The sequence below is a fragment of the Limimaricola cinnabarinus LL-001 genome, assembly GCF_000466965.1.
In the GTDB taxonomy this organism is placed as follows: Bacteria; Pseudomonadota; Alphaproteobacteria; order Rhodobacterales; family Rhodobacteraceae; genus Limimaricola; species Limimaricola cinnabarinus.
This window is the reverse complement of sequence record NZ_BATB01000001.1, coordinates 21,423-36,567: the sequence shown is the minus strand read 5'-3', so window position 1 is coordinate 36,567 and position 15,145 is coordinate 21,423. Positions and strand designations below refer to the sequence as shown.

The window sequence follows — 15,145 nt, the reverse complement described above, 5'->3', positions numbered from 1 at the left end:
ATTGGCAACTCCGGGTTGTGGCGACGCTCAGTTGCGCGCCTTGTCGACCATCTTGCCCTTGGAGATCCACGGCATCATCGCGCGCAGCTTCTCGCCGACCTGCTCGATCTGGTGCTCGTCGTTGAGGCGGCGGGTCGCCTTGAACGAGGGCTGGCCCACGGCGTTTTCCTGCATGAAGTCGCGCACGAACTTGCCGTTCTGGATGTCGGTGAGCACGTCCTTCATGCGCTTCTTCGTCTCCTCATAGGGGAGGATGCGCGGGCCCGAGACGTATTCGCCGTATTCGGCGGTGTTCGAGATCGAGTAGTTCATGTTGGCGATGCCGCCTTCGTAGATCAGGTCCACGATGAGCTTCACCTCGTGCAGACACTCGAAATAGGCCATCTCGGGCTCGTAGCCCGCCTCGACCAGCGTCTCGAAGCCCATGCGGATCAGCTCGACCAGACCGCCGCAGAGCACGGCCTGCTCACCGAACAGGTCGGTTTCGCATTCCTGGCGGAAGTTGGTCTCGATGATGCCCGAGCGGCCGCCGCCGATGGCGGAGCAGTAGCTGAGGCCGATTTCCATGGCCTTGCCGGACGCGTCGTGATGAACCGCGACGAGGCAGGGCACGCCGCCGCCCTTGACGTATTCGCCGCGCACGGTGTGGCCCGGACCCTTGGGCGCCATCATGATGACGTCGACGCCGGCTTTGGGTTCGATCAGGCCGAAGTGCACGTTGAGGCCATGCGCGAAGGCGATGGCTGAGCCTTCCTTGAGGTGGTCATGCACGTGCTTGCGGTAGGTCTCGGCCTGCAGCTCGTCGGGCATGGTGAACATGATTACGTCGCACCAGGCGGCGGCTTCCTCGATGCCCATGACCTGCAGGCCTTCGCCTTCGGCCTTGGCGCGCGAGGGCGAGCCGTCGCGCAGCGCCACGACGAGATTCTTGGCGCCCGAATCGCGCAGGTTCAGCGCGTGGGCGTGGCCTTGGGAGCCATAGCCGAGGATCGCGACCTTCTTGTCCTTGATGAGGTTCACGTCGCAATCGCGGTCATAATAAACGCGCATGATCTGGTCCTTTCGAAGTCCCGTTATTCGTTCTGAAGGCACCATAGGGATCGGTGGCGGGGATGCGAGGAGGAAACCGCATAAAAATCATGCCCTCGTCATGATGGTCATTCTCCAATGCCCCGGATATCATGATTTTCATGCAAGATGACACCGACCGCCGCCTCTTGCGCCTCCTGCAGGAGGCGCCCGACCTCTCCACCGCCGAGCTGGCCGACCGCGCCGGTCTCACCGCCATGCGCTGCGCGCGGCGTCTCGCGCGGCTCGAGGAGGCCGGCGTGCTGCGCGGGGTGCGCGGGGTGATCGACTGGAAGGCGCTGGGATTCGCGGTGGCGGTCAGCCTGCGGGTGACGCTCGACAAGACGCAGCCGCGCGCCTTCGACGAGTTTCTTGCCCGCGCCCGCGAGGTGGCCGAGGTGATCGAGATCCAGACATTTCTCGGCCGCGTCGACGTGCGGTTGCAGATCGTGGCGCGCGATCTGGGCCATTACCGCGACCTCTACCGCGAGAAGATCCTCGTGCTGCCGCACATCGCCGACATCGAAAGCCTGATGACGTTGAGCGTGGTGAAGTCCGACGAGGCGCTGCCGCTGTGACCGATCTCGACGCCCTCGACCGCCTCCTGCTGCGCGCCCTCGCGCAGGACGCGACCCGTCCCGCCGCCGATCTGGGGCGCGAGCTTGGCCTGTCGCAGCCCGCCACGTGGCGGCGCATCCGGCGGTTGCGCGATCTGGGCGCGCTCAAGGGGCGGCGTCTCGATCTCGATGCGGCGGCGCTGGGATTCGGCGTCACGGTGTTTCTGGGCATCAAGCTCGCCAGCCGGGGCCGCGCCAGCCTCGAGGATTTCGAACGCGCGGTCTGCGCCATCCGCGAGGTGCAGACGGTCGAGCATGTGCTGGGGCTCTATGACTACCGCCTGCGGGTCGTGGCGCGCGATCTGGAGGATTTCGAGCGGGTGCTGCGGCGCCGGATCATGACGTTGCCGGGGATCGGTCCGGTCGAGGCCAACGTTCTGTTGTCCGAGGAACGGCTGCCCGGCCCGCTCTAGCGGGACTTGCCCGCGCCGAGCCCCAGCCGCATCAACCCGAGCCGCAGCGCCGGCAGGTCGTGCATCACGCCCAAGCCAGCCCCACGCACCGCCTGCGCCAGCGGTCCGCCCGCCATGGCGATGCGGTTCAGCGCGTCGATCCCGTGTTCGCGCAGCGTGATGTCGCCCGCGCGCCTTCGGGCATAGGTCGCCAGCATCGCCGCATCTCCAAGGCCCTCTGGGCGCGCGGCCGCCAGATCGGCGAGGCAGGCGATGTCGGCCAGCGAGGTGTTGAGCCCCTGCGCGCCGATGGGCGGCATCACATGCGCGGCCTCGGCCACCAGTGCCACCCGCTGCGCGGTAAGCGCGCGCGCCGTCTGCAGGATGATCGGCCAGCTCTGCCGCCGGGTCACGAGGTGCAGCCGCCCCAGCGCCCTTTCGGAACGGGCCGTGGCCTCGATATCGAAATCGCTCACCGGCAGGGCGGAAAGACGATCGGCCTCGCGCCCCAGCTCCATCCAGATCACCGCCGAGGAGGGCGCGCCGTCGAGATCAGGGAGCGGCACCAGCGTGAAGGGCCCGCCGGAGCGGTGGATCTCGGTCGAGACGTTGTCATGCGGTCTTTCATGGGTCACGGCAAAGGCCAGCGCCTTCTGCCCGTAGCGCCGCGTGCGCACGCCGATGCCGCAGGCCTCGCGCACGGGGCTGGCGCGACCGTCGGCGGCGATCACCAGCCGGGCCGAGACGCGGCTGCCATCACTCAGCCGCACCAGCGCCCGGTCGTCGCGCGGTGTCAGCCCGGCAAAGCCGCAACCCGGCCGGAACTCGACTTGGGTCATACCTTCGATCCGCGCCGCCATCTCGCGGCGCAGGAGCCAGTTGGGCAGGTTCCAGCCAAAGGGCAGGGGGCCGAGATCGGCGGCGTCGAAATCGCGGCTCACCGCCGTGCCGCGCCCGGCCTCGACGATCCGCATCACCTGAAGCGGCGTGGCGTGTGGCGCGAGGCGGTCCCACAGGCCGGCGCTGTCGAGCAAGGCGCGCGCGGGTTGCAGGAAGGCGGTGGAGCGCAGATCGGCCCCGGCTTCGGCCATGTCCCTGACCGGGGGGGCCGGATCGACGCAGAGCACCGAGAAGCCCCGCGTGCCGAAGGCGGCGGCGGCGGAGAGGCCGGCGATGCCGCCGCCCGAGACGAGGATGTCGATGTTGCGCGTCATGCAGCAGAGATAGGCCGCCATACGGGTGCGGGAAAGCCTAACGCACCAGCTGCGACACAAAGCCCGCGAGATCGTCTGTGTGGTGATGGATGTGATCGGCGGCCAGCGCCCCGGGCGGCCCGACCAGCACCGTGCGCATGCCCATCGCGTGCGGCACCGCGAGGTTGCGCGGGTCGTCCTCGAACATCGCGCCCTGTTCAGGGGCCAGCCCGTCGAGCGCGAAGACCGCCTCGAAGGCGGCGCGCTGGGGTTTGGGTACGAGGCCCGCGTGTTCGACGCCGTAGACCGCGTCGAACACCTCCGACAGCCCGCGCGCCGCCAGCACCCGCAACGCGTAGGGCCGTGTGCCGTTGGTATAGACGATGCGGCGGCCCGGCAGCGCCGCGATGGCGCGGGCGAGGGCCGGATCGGGGTCGAGAGACCCCATGTCGATGTCGTGCACATCGAGCAGGAAATCATCGGCGGGCAGGCCGTGCTCGGCCATCAGCCCGGCCAGCGTGGTGCCATAGCGGCTCCAGTAATCGGCGCGCAGCCGGTCGGCCTCGGCGGCCTCGATGGCCAGCTCGCGCATCATCCATGCGCGCATCCGCCCCTCGATCTGGTCGAAGAGACGTGCCCGCGGCGGGTAGAGCGTGTGGTCGAGATCGAAGACCCATGCCCTGACATGCGCGAAATCGGTGGCATAGTGAGTGGCGGGATCGGAGCGGAGCGTGTCGGTCATGGCGCGACACTATGGTCGCGGGCAGGGCGCGGCAAGCCGGGCGCGGGTTGAACAGGGCCGCGCGCAGGGGCTATCGTCGTTCGACCCATGGGAAGGCCGCGCATGCAGGACACCAGACCCTCGCAGAAGGACGCCTACGGGCTGATCCTCGAATCGATCGACGGCGGCATCTACCACCCCGGCGACCGGCTCGTCGAAAGCGAGCTGGCGGATCGGTTCGGCGTGTCGCGCACCCCGGTGCGCGAGGCGCTGCAGCGGCTGGAGACCCAAGGCATGCTGACCCGCGATGGCCGCTCGCTGATCGTGGCCTCGCTCGATCACACGCAGTTGGCCGAGCTCTACGTGGTGCGCGGCGAGCTCGAGGGGTTGGCCGCGCGGCTGGCGGCGCGCCACGCCGCGCCAGAGGAGGTGCGGGTGCTGCGCGACATGCTCGATGCCGATCAGGCGCTGGTCAACGATCCCGCCGCGCTGTCGCGCGCCAACCGGCGCTTTCACAAGCAGATCCACCTCGCCAGCCACAACCGCTTTCTGGTGCGTCAGCTCGATCTCGTCCACCGCTCGATGGCGCTTCTGGCCTCGACCTCGCTCGCAGCCGAAGGGCGCGGGCGCGGCGCGCTCGAGGAGCACGCGGTGATCGTCGCGGCGATCGAGGCGGGCGATGGCGACGCCGCCGACCGGGCGCTGCGCGATCACATCAGCCACGCCTTCGTCACCCGTCTGAAGCTCGACGCGGCGAAGGTGGAGGCGGCGACCTGAGCGGCGTCGAGGGCGCGAAGATGCCGTGCCGGGTCTTTTCCCAGTGGAACGGGCGGTGCAGCACCTGCCACAGCGCACGCCAGACCGCGATGGTGGCGAGCGGGAAGTAGATCTGCAACAGCGGTGCCCAGAGCGCCAGCCGGGGCCGCCCGGCCCGATGGGCCGCCAGCGCCGCGACCGCATAGGTTACACATTCGGAGAGCAAGAAGACCACGGCCAGCGCCGTGAGGTTCTCGGGGCGCAGCATGGCGACATCGGATGCGGCATCCCGAAGATCACCAGCCAGAACGACCACAGCACCGGGGCCAGCGCGAACTGCGCCAACGTGCCGAGAAACAGCACCTGCACCCCCAGAAAGCGCCACGGCCCAAGCTCGCGCCAGAGCCGTTCGGGGTCGTGCATCGCGACGCCCCAGCTCATCGCGTAGCCTTTGAGCCAGCGCGAGCGCTGCTTGATCCAGGGCCAGATGCGGGCGTTGGCCTCTTCGAGCGTGACGCTGTCGATCAGTTCGGTGCGAAACCCGCGCCGTGCCAGACGCACGCCGAGATCGGCGTCCTCGGTGACGTTGTGCGCGTCCCAGCCGCCCACCGCCTCGATCGCGTGTCGGCGCAGGAACAGCGTCGTGCCCCCCAGCGGCACCACGAGGCCGAGCCGGTCGAGCCCCGGCAGAACGACGCGGAACCAGCTTGCGTATTCGAGGGTGAAGCATCGCGCGATCCAGTTGGAGCGGGCGTTGTAGTAGTCGAGCACACCTTGCAGGCAGCCGGTCTGCGGCCCGCAGGCCGCAAAGCGCGCCACCACGCGCAAAAGCTGGTCCGGGGCGGGGGCGTCCTCGGCATCGTAGATGCCGATGATGCTGCCACGCGTGAAGAACAACGCGTAGTTCAGCGCGCGCGGCTTGGTGCGGATGCGCCCTTCGGGCACCACCACCACCTGCGCCCAGGGGGGGAGCGCCATGCGGGCCAGCGTCTCGCGGGTTTCGGTGTCGCAGGCCTCGACGATCAGGCACAGGTCGAGCCGGTCACGCGGATAGTCGAGCCGCCCCAGCCGCTCCAGCAGCGGCGCCGCCATCGCCCCTTCGCGAAACAGCGGCACCAGAAGGGTGACGACGGGCAGCCTGTCGGCGGCGGACGAGGCGGGAGGCGGTCGTGCCGGGGCGCGGCCCAGCGTGGCGATCATGGCGGCGAGCTTGAGCGCGGTGTTGGCGCAGGAGGTCAGCGCGCAAAGGGCGCAGAGCAGCGCCAACGCCGCCCAGGGAGCAAATGCGGCCGACAGGGTGGCCGTGAGCGCGGCAGTGACGGCGAGCAGGCATAACGGCCTGCGTCCGACGCCCCGACAGCTCTGGTCGAGCGGCACCCGCGCCTCGGCCCGCATCAGGAGCACCGGCGCGACATGCGGCTCGAGCGCGGCGCGCAGGGCCTCGGACGTGCAGGTGGCGCAGCGCAGCCGGCCCAGCCCGGCGCGGGCCATCGCGTCGCGTGCCTCCTGCGAGGGCGGGACGGCGCAGAGCACGACCGTGCGCCCGCCGATCCGGCGCCACGGCATCACCCCGAACCGTAGCGCACGCGTCGCGCCGAGCCGGTGCAACAGCCGCAGGTCCGGCGGTTGCCGGAACGGATCGAAGCGGCCGGGCGTGACGGGCGGGGCGGCCTCAGGGCCAGTCACGACCTCCGCCGCGCGGGGCGGAGGAAAGGCGTTCATCGGGCGGCTTTCCTTGCGAAAGACTGCCCGATGCTCGGTGGTTTCGGGTTAACGCGTGGTTAACGCGTCAGCCGCGACGCGCTTCCATGGCCTCGGCAAAGCGTTCGAACAGGTAGTAGCTGTCCTGCGGGCCGGGGCTGGCCTCGGGGTGGTACTGCACCGAGAACACGGGCCGGTCGGTCATGCGGATGCCGCAGTTCGAGCCGTCGAACAGCGACACATGCGTCTCAATCACCCCTTCGGGGAGCGACTGGCTGTCCACGGTGAAGCCATGGTTCATCGAGGTGATCTCGACCTTGCCGGTCTCGCGGTCCTTCACGGGGTGGTTGGCGCCGTGGTGGCCATGGCTCATCTTCACTGTCTGCGCGCCGAGCGCGCGGGCCAGCATCTGGTGGCCGAGGCAGATGCCGAAGACCGGGATCTGCGACTGCTCCAGCACCGATTTGATCGCCGGGACCGCGTATTCGCCGGTGGCCGCCGGATCGCCGGGGCCGTTCGACAGGAACAGACCGTCGGGGTTCAGCGCGAGGATCTCCTCGGCGGTGGCGGTGGCGGGCAGCACCGTGACCTCGCAGCCGGTCGAGGCGAGGCTGCGCAGGATGTTGCGCTTGGCGCCGTAATCGATGGCCACGACCTTGTGACGCGGGTTCTCCTGCGTTTTGAAGCCGTCGGGCCAGGCCCAGCGCATCTCGTCCCAGCGGTAGGATTGCACGCAGCTGACCTCGCGCGCGAGATCGAGCCCCACGAGGCCCTTGAAGTCGCGCGCTGCGGCGACCAGCGCCTCGAGGTCGAAATTGCCCTCGGGGTTGTGCTCGATCGCGACATGCGGCGCACCCTGCTGGCGGATCGCGCGGGTCAGGCGGCGGGTGTCGATGCCGCCCATGCCGATGCGGCCGCGCTTGGCGAGCCATGCCGACAGGGTCTCGGTGGCGCGCCAGTTCGAAGGCTCGGTCGGGCTCCACTTGACGATCATCGCCGCGGCGACCGGATCGGCGGCCTCGTCATCCTCGTCGGTGGTGCCGGTGTTGCCGATATGCGGAAAGGTGAAGGTGACGGCCTGACCCGCATAGGAGGGATCGGTCATGATCTCCTGGTAGCCGGTCATCGCGGTGTTGAAGCACAGCTCGGCCACGGTGCGGCCCGGAGCGCCGAAGCCCTGCCCGTAGAACACGGTCCCATCCGCGAGCGCGAGGCAGGCGGTCGGCTTGCCGGAAACATTAATCGGCATGGCGTCATTGCTCCTGTAGTGAAACCCGCCGCTACCTAGGGGCAGGGCGCGGAAGAATCAAGACGCGGCGGCACCCGGCGCGGCTTGTTGTCAGGCCCCGCCGAAACGGGTAGCTTGCCCGCTTGTGTCTGCAACAATCCGGAACGGGACCAGATGACCCTGCGCGACAAGCTCAACGCTTCCCTCAAGGATGCGATGAAGGCCAAGGAGGCCGAGCGCCTCTCCACGCTGCGCCTGATCAATGCCGCCATCAAGGACCGCGACATCGCCGCGCGGGGCGAAGGTGAGGAGGGGCTGGTTTCGGACGAGGTCGTGCTCGCCATTCTGGGAAAGATGGTCAAGCAGCGCCAGGAAAGCGCGCGCGCCTATGACGAGGCCGGTCGGCTCGAGTTGGCCGAGAAGGAGCGCGCCGAGATCACGGTGATCGAGGAGTTCCTGCCGCGCCAGTTGACCGAAGTCGAGACCGAGGCCGCCGTGACCCAGGCCATCGCCGAAACCGATGCCGGGTCGATCCGCGACATGGGCAAGGTGATGGCGGCGCTCAAGGCGCGTTACATGGGGCGGATGGATTTCGGCCGGGTCGGCCCGCTGGTGCGCGATCGTCTGAGTTGAACTGACGGGAACGCGGGGCGGGCTCTTCGCGTTTTGCGGGCATCCAGTGAATGGAGGACCGACATGCCGGCACAATCCAAGGCACAGCAGAAGGCGGCGGGAGCGGCGCTTTCGGCGAAGCGGGGCGACACCAAGGTCAAGGATCTGAAAGGCGCCTCGAAAGAGATGTATGACGACATGAGCGAGAACAAGCTCGAAGACATGGCCCATACCAAGCGCAAGGACCTGCCCGACAAGAAGGGCTGAGACGGGGCTTGCGCCGTCGGGCAAGAAAGAGGCGGCTCCCCAAGCGGGGGCCGCCTTTGTCGTTCAAGGATTTCGGTGTCGCCGTCGCGAGGCAGGCCGTCAGCGGCGGCGGGGCGGCGTGACGGGAATCGGGATGGGCCGATGCTGGGGACGAGGCTGAGGCAGCAGTGCGCCGACCAGACCTTCGAGAATGGCGCGCCCGGTCTGGGCCAGCCTGCGGATCGTTTCTTTCGGCGCGGTGTGCTTGGGCATGACGAATCCTCCGTTGCCATGAAAATGCCCATATCGGGGCCGGAGTTCCATGGCGACGTAACGACGCGGCGGTATATTGCGCGGTTCAATGCCGGGAGAGGCGGGTCAGAAGCCGCCGCAACTTCTCGGCCAGCTCCCGGCGCTCATCCTCCGGTAGAAACGCGCCGAGTTCGACCTCGCGGCCCGCGCCGCGCAGCGTGAGATAGGCCGGCACCGGTCGGTCGCCCTCGTGCAGCCGCAACTCGACCCAGTAGGGATCGGCCTCCCAGACCCGGTCGGCGCGGCCTCTCTCGCGACGGGTCAGGCGAATCCGCCGCTCGTCGATCTCGAGCGTCTCGAGTACCTCGCTGTCGCGGTAGCTGCGCGACAGCGCCCACCAGACCCCGGCCACGGCAGCGGCGAGGAACGGCAGCAGGGCCCACAGCACCGGCGTTCCCAGCACCGTGACGAGCGGCAGCGCGATCAGCGCGGCGGTGCCGCCGATGAAGCCCGCAAAGCCGCGCTTGGGCAGCGACCGGTAGGGCCAGAGCTGCAGCCGGGCCCGCGTGGGGGCGTCGTCGGTAGGGCGCAGAGTCCATTCGATGGGCATCATGTGTCTCGGGCCGGTTCGGGAGGGGGGATGCGAAAAGGGCCCGGCGTTTCCGCCGGGCCCCGATCTCGTCTCGCGGGCCGTGCCTCAGTGGGCGTGGCTGCGGTCCCAGTCGCTCTGCTTGGGGAGCGTCTCGAAGGTGTGCTCCGGCGGCGGCGAGGGCAGGGTCCACTCGAGCGTGTCGGCGTATTCGTTCCACGGGTTGGCGAGGCCATGCACCTTGCCGCGGGCCAGCGTGTAGAACAGTACCACGATGAAGAACACGAAGCTCGCGAAGGCCAGGAACGCACCGAGCGACGATACGAGGTTCCAGGTGGCGAAGGCCTCCGGGTAGTCGATGTAGCGGCGCGGCATGCCCTGACGGCCCAAGAAGTGCTGCGGGAAGAAGGTGATGTTCGCACCGATGAACATCATCCAGAAGTGGATCTTGCCCGCGAGCTCGGGGAGCATCTTGCCGGTCATCTTGGGGAAGTAGAAGTAGATCCCCGCGAAGATGCCGAACACGGCGCCCAAGGACATCACGTAGTGGAAGTGCGCCACGACGTAGTAGGTGTCGTGATAGGCGCGGTCGATGCCGGCCTGGCTCAGCACGATGCCGGTGACGCCGCCCACGGTGAACAGGAACAGGAAGCCGAAGGCCCAGAGCATCGGCGTCTTGAACTCGACCGAGCCGCCCCACATCGTCGCGATCCACGAGAAGATCTTAACGCCGGTGGGCACCGCGATGACCATGGTGGCCATCATGAAGTAGGACTGCTGCGTCAGCGACATGCCCACGGTGTACATGTGGTGCGCCCAGACGACGAAACCGAGCACGCCGATCGCCACCATCGCGTAGACCATCGGCAGGTATCCGAAGATCGGCTTGCGCGAGAAGGTCGCGATGACGTGGCTGATGATGCCGAAGGCGGGGATGATGATGATGTAGACCTCGGGATGACCGAAGAACCACAGGATGTGCTGGTACAGGATCGGGTCGCCGCCGCCCGCGGGCTGGAAGAACGAGGTCCCGAAGTTGCGGTCGGTCAGCAGCATGGTGATCGCGCCGGCCAGCACCGGCAGAGCCAGAAGGATCAGCCAGGCGGTGACGAAGATCGACCACGCAAAGAGCGGCACCTTGTGCAGGGTCATGCCCGGCGCGCGCATGTTGAGGAACGTGGTGATGATGTTGATCGCGCCCAAGATCGAGCTGGCGCCCGAGACGTGGACCGCGAAGATCGCGAGGTCCATCGACATGCCCGGCTCGGAGGTCGAGAGCGGCGGGTAGAGCACCCAGCCCACGCCCGAGCCCGACTGGCCGTTGCCGCCCGGCGAGAACAGCGAGGCGACGCCCAGTGCCACACCGGCGATGAACATCCAGAAGCTGAGGTTGTTCAGCCGCGGAAAGGCCATGTCCGGCGCGCCGATCTGCAGCGGCATGAAGTAATTGCCGAAGCCGCCGAACAGCGCCGGGATGACGACGAAGAACATCATCAGCACGCCGTGATAGGTGATCGCGACGTTCCACATGTGGCCGTTGGGGGTGCAGGCCTCGGTGGCGGTGGGCACCCAGGAGCGCAGCACCGTCATGATCGGGTTGCCGCTGACGTTCTCGGTGCACATGAACTGCACGCCCGGCTGCATCAGCTCGAGTCGCATGTGAATGGTCAGCATCACCGACAGCAGGCCCACGAAGCCCGCCGCGAAGAGATACAGTATCCCGATGTCCTTGTGGTTGGTGGACATGAACCAGCGGGTGAAGAAGCCCCGCTTGTCCTCGTGTCCGTGGCCGTGGATGGCGGCGTCTGCCATGTGGCTCTCCCGAGTTTGGTTGCCTGACGGGCCCGCACGCAGCGACGCGCAGGCAATTGGCGTCCTTCTAGAAGGAGAAGCGGGGCAGGGCAACGGTCACGGTGCCGCAGGAGGCCGTCTCGTGCCGGGGTTGCCCGATGGCCTCAGAGCGACGCGGCGCGGCGCGGCGTTCCCGCGAAATGATCGGTGAAGCTGCGCTCCAGCGCCGTATCGAGATCGGCCATGGTGACCGGCAGGCCCAGATCGACGAGGCTGGTGACGCCGTGCTCGGCGATGCCGCAGGGCACGATGCCGCCGAAATGCGACAGGTCCGGCTCCACGTTGATCGCGAGGCCATGGTAGCTGACCCACTTGTGCAGGCGGATGCCCAAGGCCGCGATCTTGTCCTCGGCCACCGCCCCCGTGGCGGTGAGGGGGCGGTCGGGTCGCTGCACCCAGACGCCGACGCGGCCCTCGCGTAGCTCGCCCGTGACGTTGAACTCGGCAAGGGTGCCGATGATCCAGCCTTCGAGCGACTTGACGAAGGCGCGCACGTCGCGGCCGCGCGCGCCGACGTCGAGCATCACGTAGACCACGCGCTGTCCGGGGCCATGATAGGTGTATTGGCCGCCGCGCTTGCTGAGGTGCACGGGAAACCGGTCGGGCTCGGTCAGGTCGGTGGGCCGCGCGGAGGTGCCGGCGGTGTAGAGCGGCGGATGCTCGACCAGCCAGACCGCCTCGCGGGCCGCGCCCGCCGCGATCGCGCGGGCGCGGGTTTCCATGGCGGCGACCGCGTCCTCATAGGGCGTCAGCCCGTCGCTCACGATCCAGTCGACCATTCTTCGCGCTCCGCTTTCCGCTTCGTTCCTCGTCGCAGATGGGGTGGCGCGGGGGGGCGGAAAAGTCAAAGCCCGGGCCACCGCCCGACTTTCTTGCGCTTGACGCCGGGTCTGGCGAAATTCGCTCTTGCGCTCCCCCGAAGCCCGAGGCTATGAGGCCGCCATCCTACCTGATTACGTGCGGTCGTGGCGGAATTGGTAGACGCGCAGCGTTGAGGTCGCTGTGGGGTAACACCCGTGGAAGTTCGAGTCTTCTCGACCGCACCATTCAGGCAGGCCCGCCGGCAAGGCGGGCCGCCGGATCTCCCAAAGCAGACGAGCATCGGATCGCAGGGCCGCGGAAACGCTGGCCCTTTTTCGTTCGTCATGCAGCTGGAAGGGGCGGCTTTTAAGGGCGCGGTGGAGGCCCGTTCGGGCAACCGGGCGGAGGCAAAATCCGACAGGAGATTGTCCATCAGCGACAGCCGAGACTCGCAAAAAGTGAAAATTCTATAAAAATACATCTCATGGTTGTTCCGTTTTGGTCCCACATCGACTGCGGCATCGCGCCGCGTTGAACTCCGCCACTGCCTGCGTGGCAGGCACTTCGACGCAGCCCCTTTGAGATGTGACCCGGCGTCATGGTCACGGGTCGGCTATTCGGTTGCAATGCGGGGGGCAGCTTGTTTTAGTCTTGCTCGACAAGTGCGGAAAAAATCCGCCGGCATTACAACAGGGAGCAAGGCTTGGCCCAAGGCTCGAGTTCAGAGGCGTTCGTCGAGTTCGAACGCGTGCAGAAAAGCTATGACGGCGAGAAGCTCGTCGTGAAGGATCTCAATCTTTCGCTGCCCAAGGGCGAGTTCCTGACCATGCTCGGGCCGTCGGGCTCGGGCAAGACCACCTGCCTGATGATGCTCGCGGGCTTCGAGACCGCCACCCATGGCGAGATCCGGCTCGATGGCAAGTCGATCAACAACATCCCGCCGCACAAGCGCGGCATCGGCATGGTGTTCCAGAACTATGCGCTGTTTCCGCACATGACAGTGGGCGAAAACCTGTCCTTCCCGCTCGAGGTGCGCAAGCTGGGCAAGTCCGAGCGCGAGAAGAAGATCGCCCGCGCCCTCGACATGGTGCAGATGGGCGAGTTCAAGAACCGCCGTCCGACCCAGCTTTCGGGTGGTCAGCAGCAGCGGATCGCCCTGGCGCGCGCGCTGGTGTTCGAGCCTGAGCTGGTGCTGATGGACGAGCCTCTGGGTGCGCTCGACAAGCAGCTGCGCGAGACGCTGCAGTTCGAGATCACCGATCTGGCGCATCGCCTGGGCATCACGGTGGTCTATGTCACGCACGACCAGACCGAGGCGCTGACCATGTCGGATCGCGTCGCGGTGTTCGATGACGGGCGGATCCAGCAGCTCGCGCCGCCGGACGAGCTTTACGAAAAGCCGCAGAACAGCTTCGTCGCGCAGTTCATCGGCGAGAACAACACGCTCGAGGGCGTGGTCGAGAGGATCGACGCGACCTCCTGCCTCGTGCGGCTCGATGATGGCGAGCTGATCGACGCGCTGCCGGTCAACGTCTCGAAGGTGGGCGAACGCACCCGCGTCTCGATCCGCCCCGAACGGGTCGAATCCAACCTCGAACGTCTGCACGCGGATGCACACACGCTGCCCGCCACGGTGCAGGAGTTCATCTACATGGGCGACACCTTCCGGACGCGGCTCAAGGTCGCCGGGCGCGATGACTTCATCATGAAGACGCGCAACGCCCCCGACCAGCCGCGCCTGAAGCCGGGCGAACAGATCCGCATCGGCTGGCTCGCCGAGGATTGCCGCGCGCTCGACGCCTGAGCGTGCGTCTCCGCGCCCCCCGGCAACGGAAACGGGCGCGGCCAAGCGGGGTGCCGCCGCCCGGACAGCGCCCCCTGTGACACCAAGAACCGGGTATACAACGGGAGTTCTGAATGAACATCACTCGTCTACTGACAGCGACCACCGCGCTCGTGGCCACCGCCACCATGGCGGGCGCCGAGGCGCATACCGAGATGGCCAACGAGATGACCATCGTCAGCTGGGGCGGCGCCTATCAGGAAAGCCAGCTCAAGGCCTATGTCGAGCCCTATCTCGAGGCCAACCCTGACGTCACCGTCACCTGGGACGAAAGCTCGGCCGAGGCCGTGGCCAAGCTGCGCGCCCAGAACGAGGCGGGCAACGTCACCTGGGATCTGGTCGACGCCACCGCCGCCGACGCGATGCGCCTGTGCGACGAAGGTCTCGCGATGGAGATCGACGCGGACGAGGACCTCGCACCCGCGCCCGACGGCACCCCGGCCTCCGAGGATTTCGGCGAGGAGATGCTGGTCTCCGACTGCTTTGTCCCGCAGATCGCCTATTCCTACACCTTCGGCTATCGCAACGACGTGGCCGAATGGGACGGCAAGCAGCCCGAGAGCGTCTGCGACGTGTTCGACCTGGAGACCTTCCCGGGTCAGCGCAGCCTCGAGAAGCGCCCGCACAACAACCTCGAATGGGCGTTGATCTGTGACGGCGTCGCCTATGAGGACTCTACGACGTGCTTGAGACAGAGGAAGGCCAGGACCGCGCCTTCGCCAAGCTCGACACCATCAAGGACGAGACCATCTGGTGGTCCTCGGGCGCCGACACGCCGCAGCTTCTCGCCGATGGCGAGGTGGTCTTCGGCTCGACCTACAACGGTCGCCTGTTCAGCCTGATCGTCGAGCAGGACCAGCCGGTCAACATGATGTGGGACACCCAGTCCTACGATCTCGACGGCTGGATCATCCCCGAGGGCCTCGACGAGCCGCAGCTCGCGCGGGTCAAGGATTTCCTCTACTTCGCGACCGACACCCAGCGTCTCGCGGATCAGGCCAAGTACATCTCCTACGGCCCGGCCCGCAAATCCTCGGCGCCGCTGGTCGGCGAGCACGCCACGCTCGGCATCGACATGGCGCCGCACATGCCGACCAACCCCGAGAACTCGGAAGGCGCCTTCGTGCAGAACTACGAGTGGTGGGCCGACTACCGCGACGATCTGGACGCCAAGTTCCAAGCCTGGCTCGCGCAGTAAGGCCTCCGGCCTGACCGCATGACGGGGCGGGGCCGCCATGGCCCCGTCCCACCCCCAATCCCGGAGGCATGATGACC

At 67.5% G+C, this 15,145-nt stretch carries 16 protein-coding genes, 1 tRNA gene and 1 pseudogene; 8 read left to right on the top strand and 10 right to left on the bottom strand.

The genetic code is table 11. The features are described from left to right. Window positions 1–27: 27 nt before the first annotated feature. Window positions 28–1,050 carry a ketol-acid reductoisomerase gene (gene ilvC / locus MBELCI_RS00175; protein WP_021692090.1) on the bottom strand — a complete coding sequence of 341 codons (1,023 nt, stop codon included), beginning with the start codon at window positions 1,048–1,050 and terminating at the stop codon, window positions 28–30. A 140-nt stretch (window positions 1,051–1,190) separates the two neighbouring features. Between ilvC and MBELCI_RS00170 the strand changes: the two genes are divergently transcribed. Together MBELCI_RS00170 and MBELCI_RS00165 are read left to right on the top strand one after the other, a co-directional pair. After that, window positions 1,191–1,646: an Lrp/AsnC family transcriptional regulator gene (locus MBELCI_RS00170; protein ID WP_045319525.1), complete on the top strand. Its 456-nt coding sequence runs from the start codon at window positions 1,191–1,193 to the stop codon at window positions 1,644–1,646. Continuing rightward, window positions 1,643–2,098 carry an Lrp/AsnC family transcriptional regulator gene (locus tag MBELCI_RS00165; protein ID WP_021692088.1) on the top strand — a complete coding sequence of 152 codons (456 nt, stop codon included), beginning with the start codon at window positions 1,643–1,645 and terminating at the stop codon, window positions 2,096–2,098. The genes MBELCI_RS00170 and MBELCI_RS00165 overlap by 4 nt, the downstream gene beginning before the upstream one ends. Here MBELCI_RS00165 and MBELCI_RS00160 read toward each other — a convergent pair. Both MBELCI_RS00160 and MBELCI_RS00155 read right to left on the bottom strand, forming a co-directional pair. Beyond that, a complete protein-coding gene (locus tag MBELCI_RS00160) occupies window positions 2,095–3,291 on the bottom strand; it encodes an FAD-dependent monooxygenase (RefSeq protein ID WP_045319524.1) in 1,197 nt (398 codons plus the stop codon). The genes MBELCI_RS00165 and MBELCI_RS00160 overlap by 4 nt on opposite strands. A gap of 37 nt (window positions 3,292–3,328) precedes the next feature. Next, window positions 3,329–4,012, bottom strand: a complete 684-nt coding sequence (locus MBELCI_RS00155; RefSeq protein WP_021692086.1) for a pyrimidine 5'-nucleotidase — start codon at window positions 4,010–4,012, stop codon at window positions 3,329–3,331. Between the two features lie 102 nt (window positions 4,013–4,114). Here MBELCI_RS00155 and MBELCI_RS00150 point away from each other — a divergent pair, with 102 nt between their 5' ends. Next, window positions 4,115–4,768: a GntR family transcriptional regulator gene (locus tag MBELCI_RS00150; protein WP_021692085.1), complete on the top strand. Its 654-nt coding sequence runs from the start codon at window positions 4,115–4,117 to the stop codon at window positions 4,766–4,768. Here MBELCI_RS00150 and MBELCI_RS21395 read toward each other — a convergent pair. The 3 genes from MBELCI_RS21395 to carA all read right to left on the bottom strand — a co-directional run bounded on the left by MBELCI_RS21395 (window position 4,722) and on the right by carA (window position 7,697). Continuing rightward, window positions 4,722–5,015, bottom strand: coding sequence for a hypothetical protein (locus tag MBELCI_RS21395; RefSeq protein WP_052512660.1), 294 nt, complete (start codon window positions 5,013–5,015; stop codon window positions 4,722–4,724). The genes MBELCI_RS00150 and MBELCI_RS21395 overlap by 47 nt on opposite strands. Then, window positions 4,955–6,469: a glycosyltransferase gene (locus MBELCI_RS00145; protein WP_021692083.1), complete on the bottom strand. Its 1,515-nt coding sequence runs from the start codon at window positions 6,467–6,469 to the stop codon at window positions 4,955–4,957. Before MBELCI_RS00145 ends, MBELCI_RS21395 begins: the two co-directional genes overlap by 61 nt. A 67-nt stretch (window positions 6,470–6,536) precedes the next feature. After that, on the bottom strand, window positions 6,537–7,697 hold the full coding sequence (gene carA, locus MBELCI_RS00140) for a glutamine-hydrolyzing carbamoyl-phosphate synthase small subunit (RefSeq protein WP_021692082.1): 1,161 nt from the start codon (window positions 7,695–7,697) through the stop codon (window positions 6,537–6,539). Window positions 7,698–7,850: 153 nt separating this feature from the next. Between carA and MBELCI_RS00135 the strand changes: the two genes are divergently transcribed. Both MBELCI_RS00135 and MBELCI_RS00130 read left to right on the top strand, forming a co-directional pair. Then, entirely contained in the window at window positions 7,851–8,309 is a 459-nt protein-coding gene (locus MBELCI_RS00135; RefSeq protein WP_021692081.1) for a GatB/YqeY domain-containing protein, read from the top strand. Window positions 8,310–8,372: 63 nt separating this feature from the next. Next, the gene (locus tag MBELCI_RS00130) at window positions 8,373–8,555 is read left to right on the top strand and encodes a DUF3008 family protein (protein ID WP_021692080.1); all 183 of its coding nucleotides are present in this window, start codon (window positions 8,373–8,375) and stop codon (window positions 8,553–8,555) included. 99 nt (window positions 8,556–8,654) lie between these two features. Here the strand turns inward: MBELCI_RS00130 and MBELCI_RS21185 are convergent, their stop codons facing one another. The 4 genes from MBELCI_RS21185 to lipB all read right to left on the bottom strand — a co-directional run bounded on the left by MBELCI_RS21185 (window position 8,655) and on the right by lipB (window position 12,086). Next, complete coding sequence (locus MBELCI_RS21185; protein ID WP_021692079.1) at window positions 8,655–8,807, bottom strand: hypothetical protein; 153 nt, start codon at window positions 8,805–8,807, stop codon at window positions 8,655–8,657. Window positions 8,808–8,892: 85 nt separating this feature from the next. Further along, window positions 8,893–9,396 carry a DUF2244 domain-containing protein gene (locus MBELCI_RS00125; protein WP_045319523.1) on the bottom strand — a complete coding sequence of 168 codons (504 nt, stop codon included), beginning with the start codon at window positions 9,394–9,396 and terminating at the stop codon, window positions 8,893–8,895. Between the two features lie 87 nt (window positions 9,397–9,483). Then, the gene (gene ctaD / locus MBELCI_RS00120) at window positions 9,484–11,187 is read right to left on the bottom strand and encodes a cytochrome c oxidase subunit I (RefSeq protein ID WP_021692077.1); all 1,704 of its coding nucleotides are present in this window, start codon (window positions 11,185–11,187) and stop codon (window positions 9,484–9,486) included. A 143-nt stretch (window positions 11,188–11,330) separates the two neighbouring features. Beyond that, on the bottom strand, window positions 11,331–12,086 hold the full coding sequence (gene lipB / locus MBELCI_RS00115) for a lipoyl(octanoyl) transferase LipB (RefSeq protein ID WP_268744169.1): 756 nt from the start codon (window positions 12,084–12,086) through the stop codon (window positions 11,331–11,333). 99 nt (window positions 12,087–12,185) lie between these two features. Here lipB and MBELCI_RS00110 point away from each other — a divergent pair. From MBELCI_RS00110 to MBELCI_RS00100, 3 genes and pseudogenes are all read left to right on the top strand, one after another. Beyond that, a tRNA-Leu gene (locus MBELCI_RS00110) sits at window positions 12,186–12,272 on the top strand. Window positions 12,273–12,730: 458 nt separating this feature from the next. After that, window positions 12,731–13,831 (top strand): ABC transporter ATP-binding protein, encoded by a 1,101-nt coding sequence (locus MBELCI_RS00105; protein ID WP_021692075.1) that lies wholly within the window; start codon window positions 12,731–12,733, stop codon window positions 13,829–13,831. Between the two features lie 113 nt (window positions 13,832–13,944). Next, a pseudogene (locus tag MBELCI_RS00100) lies at window positions 13,945–15,068 on the top strand (extracellular solute-binding protein). The last annotated feature ends 77 nt before the right edge of the window (window positions 15,069–15,145 follow it).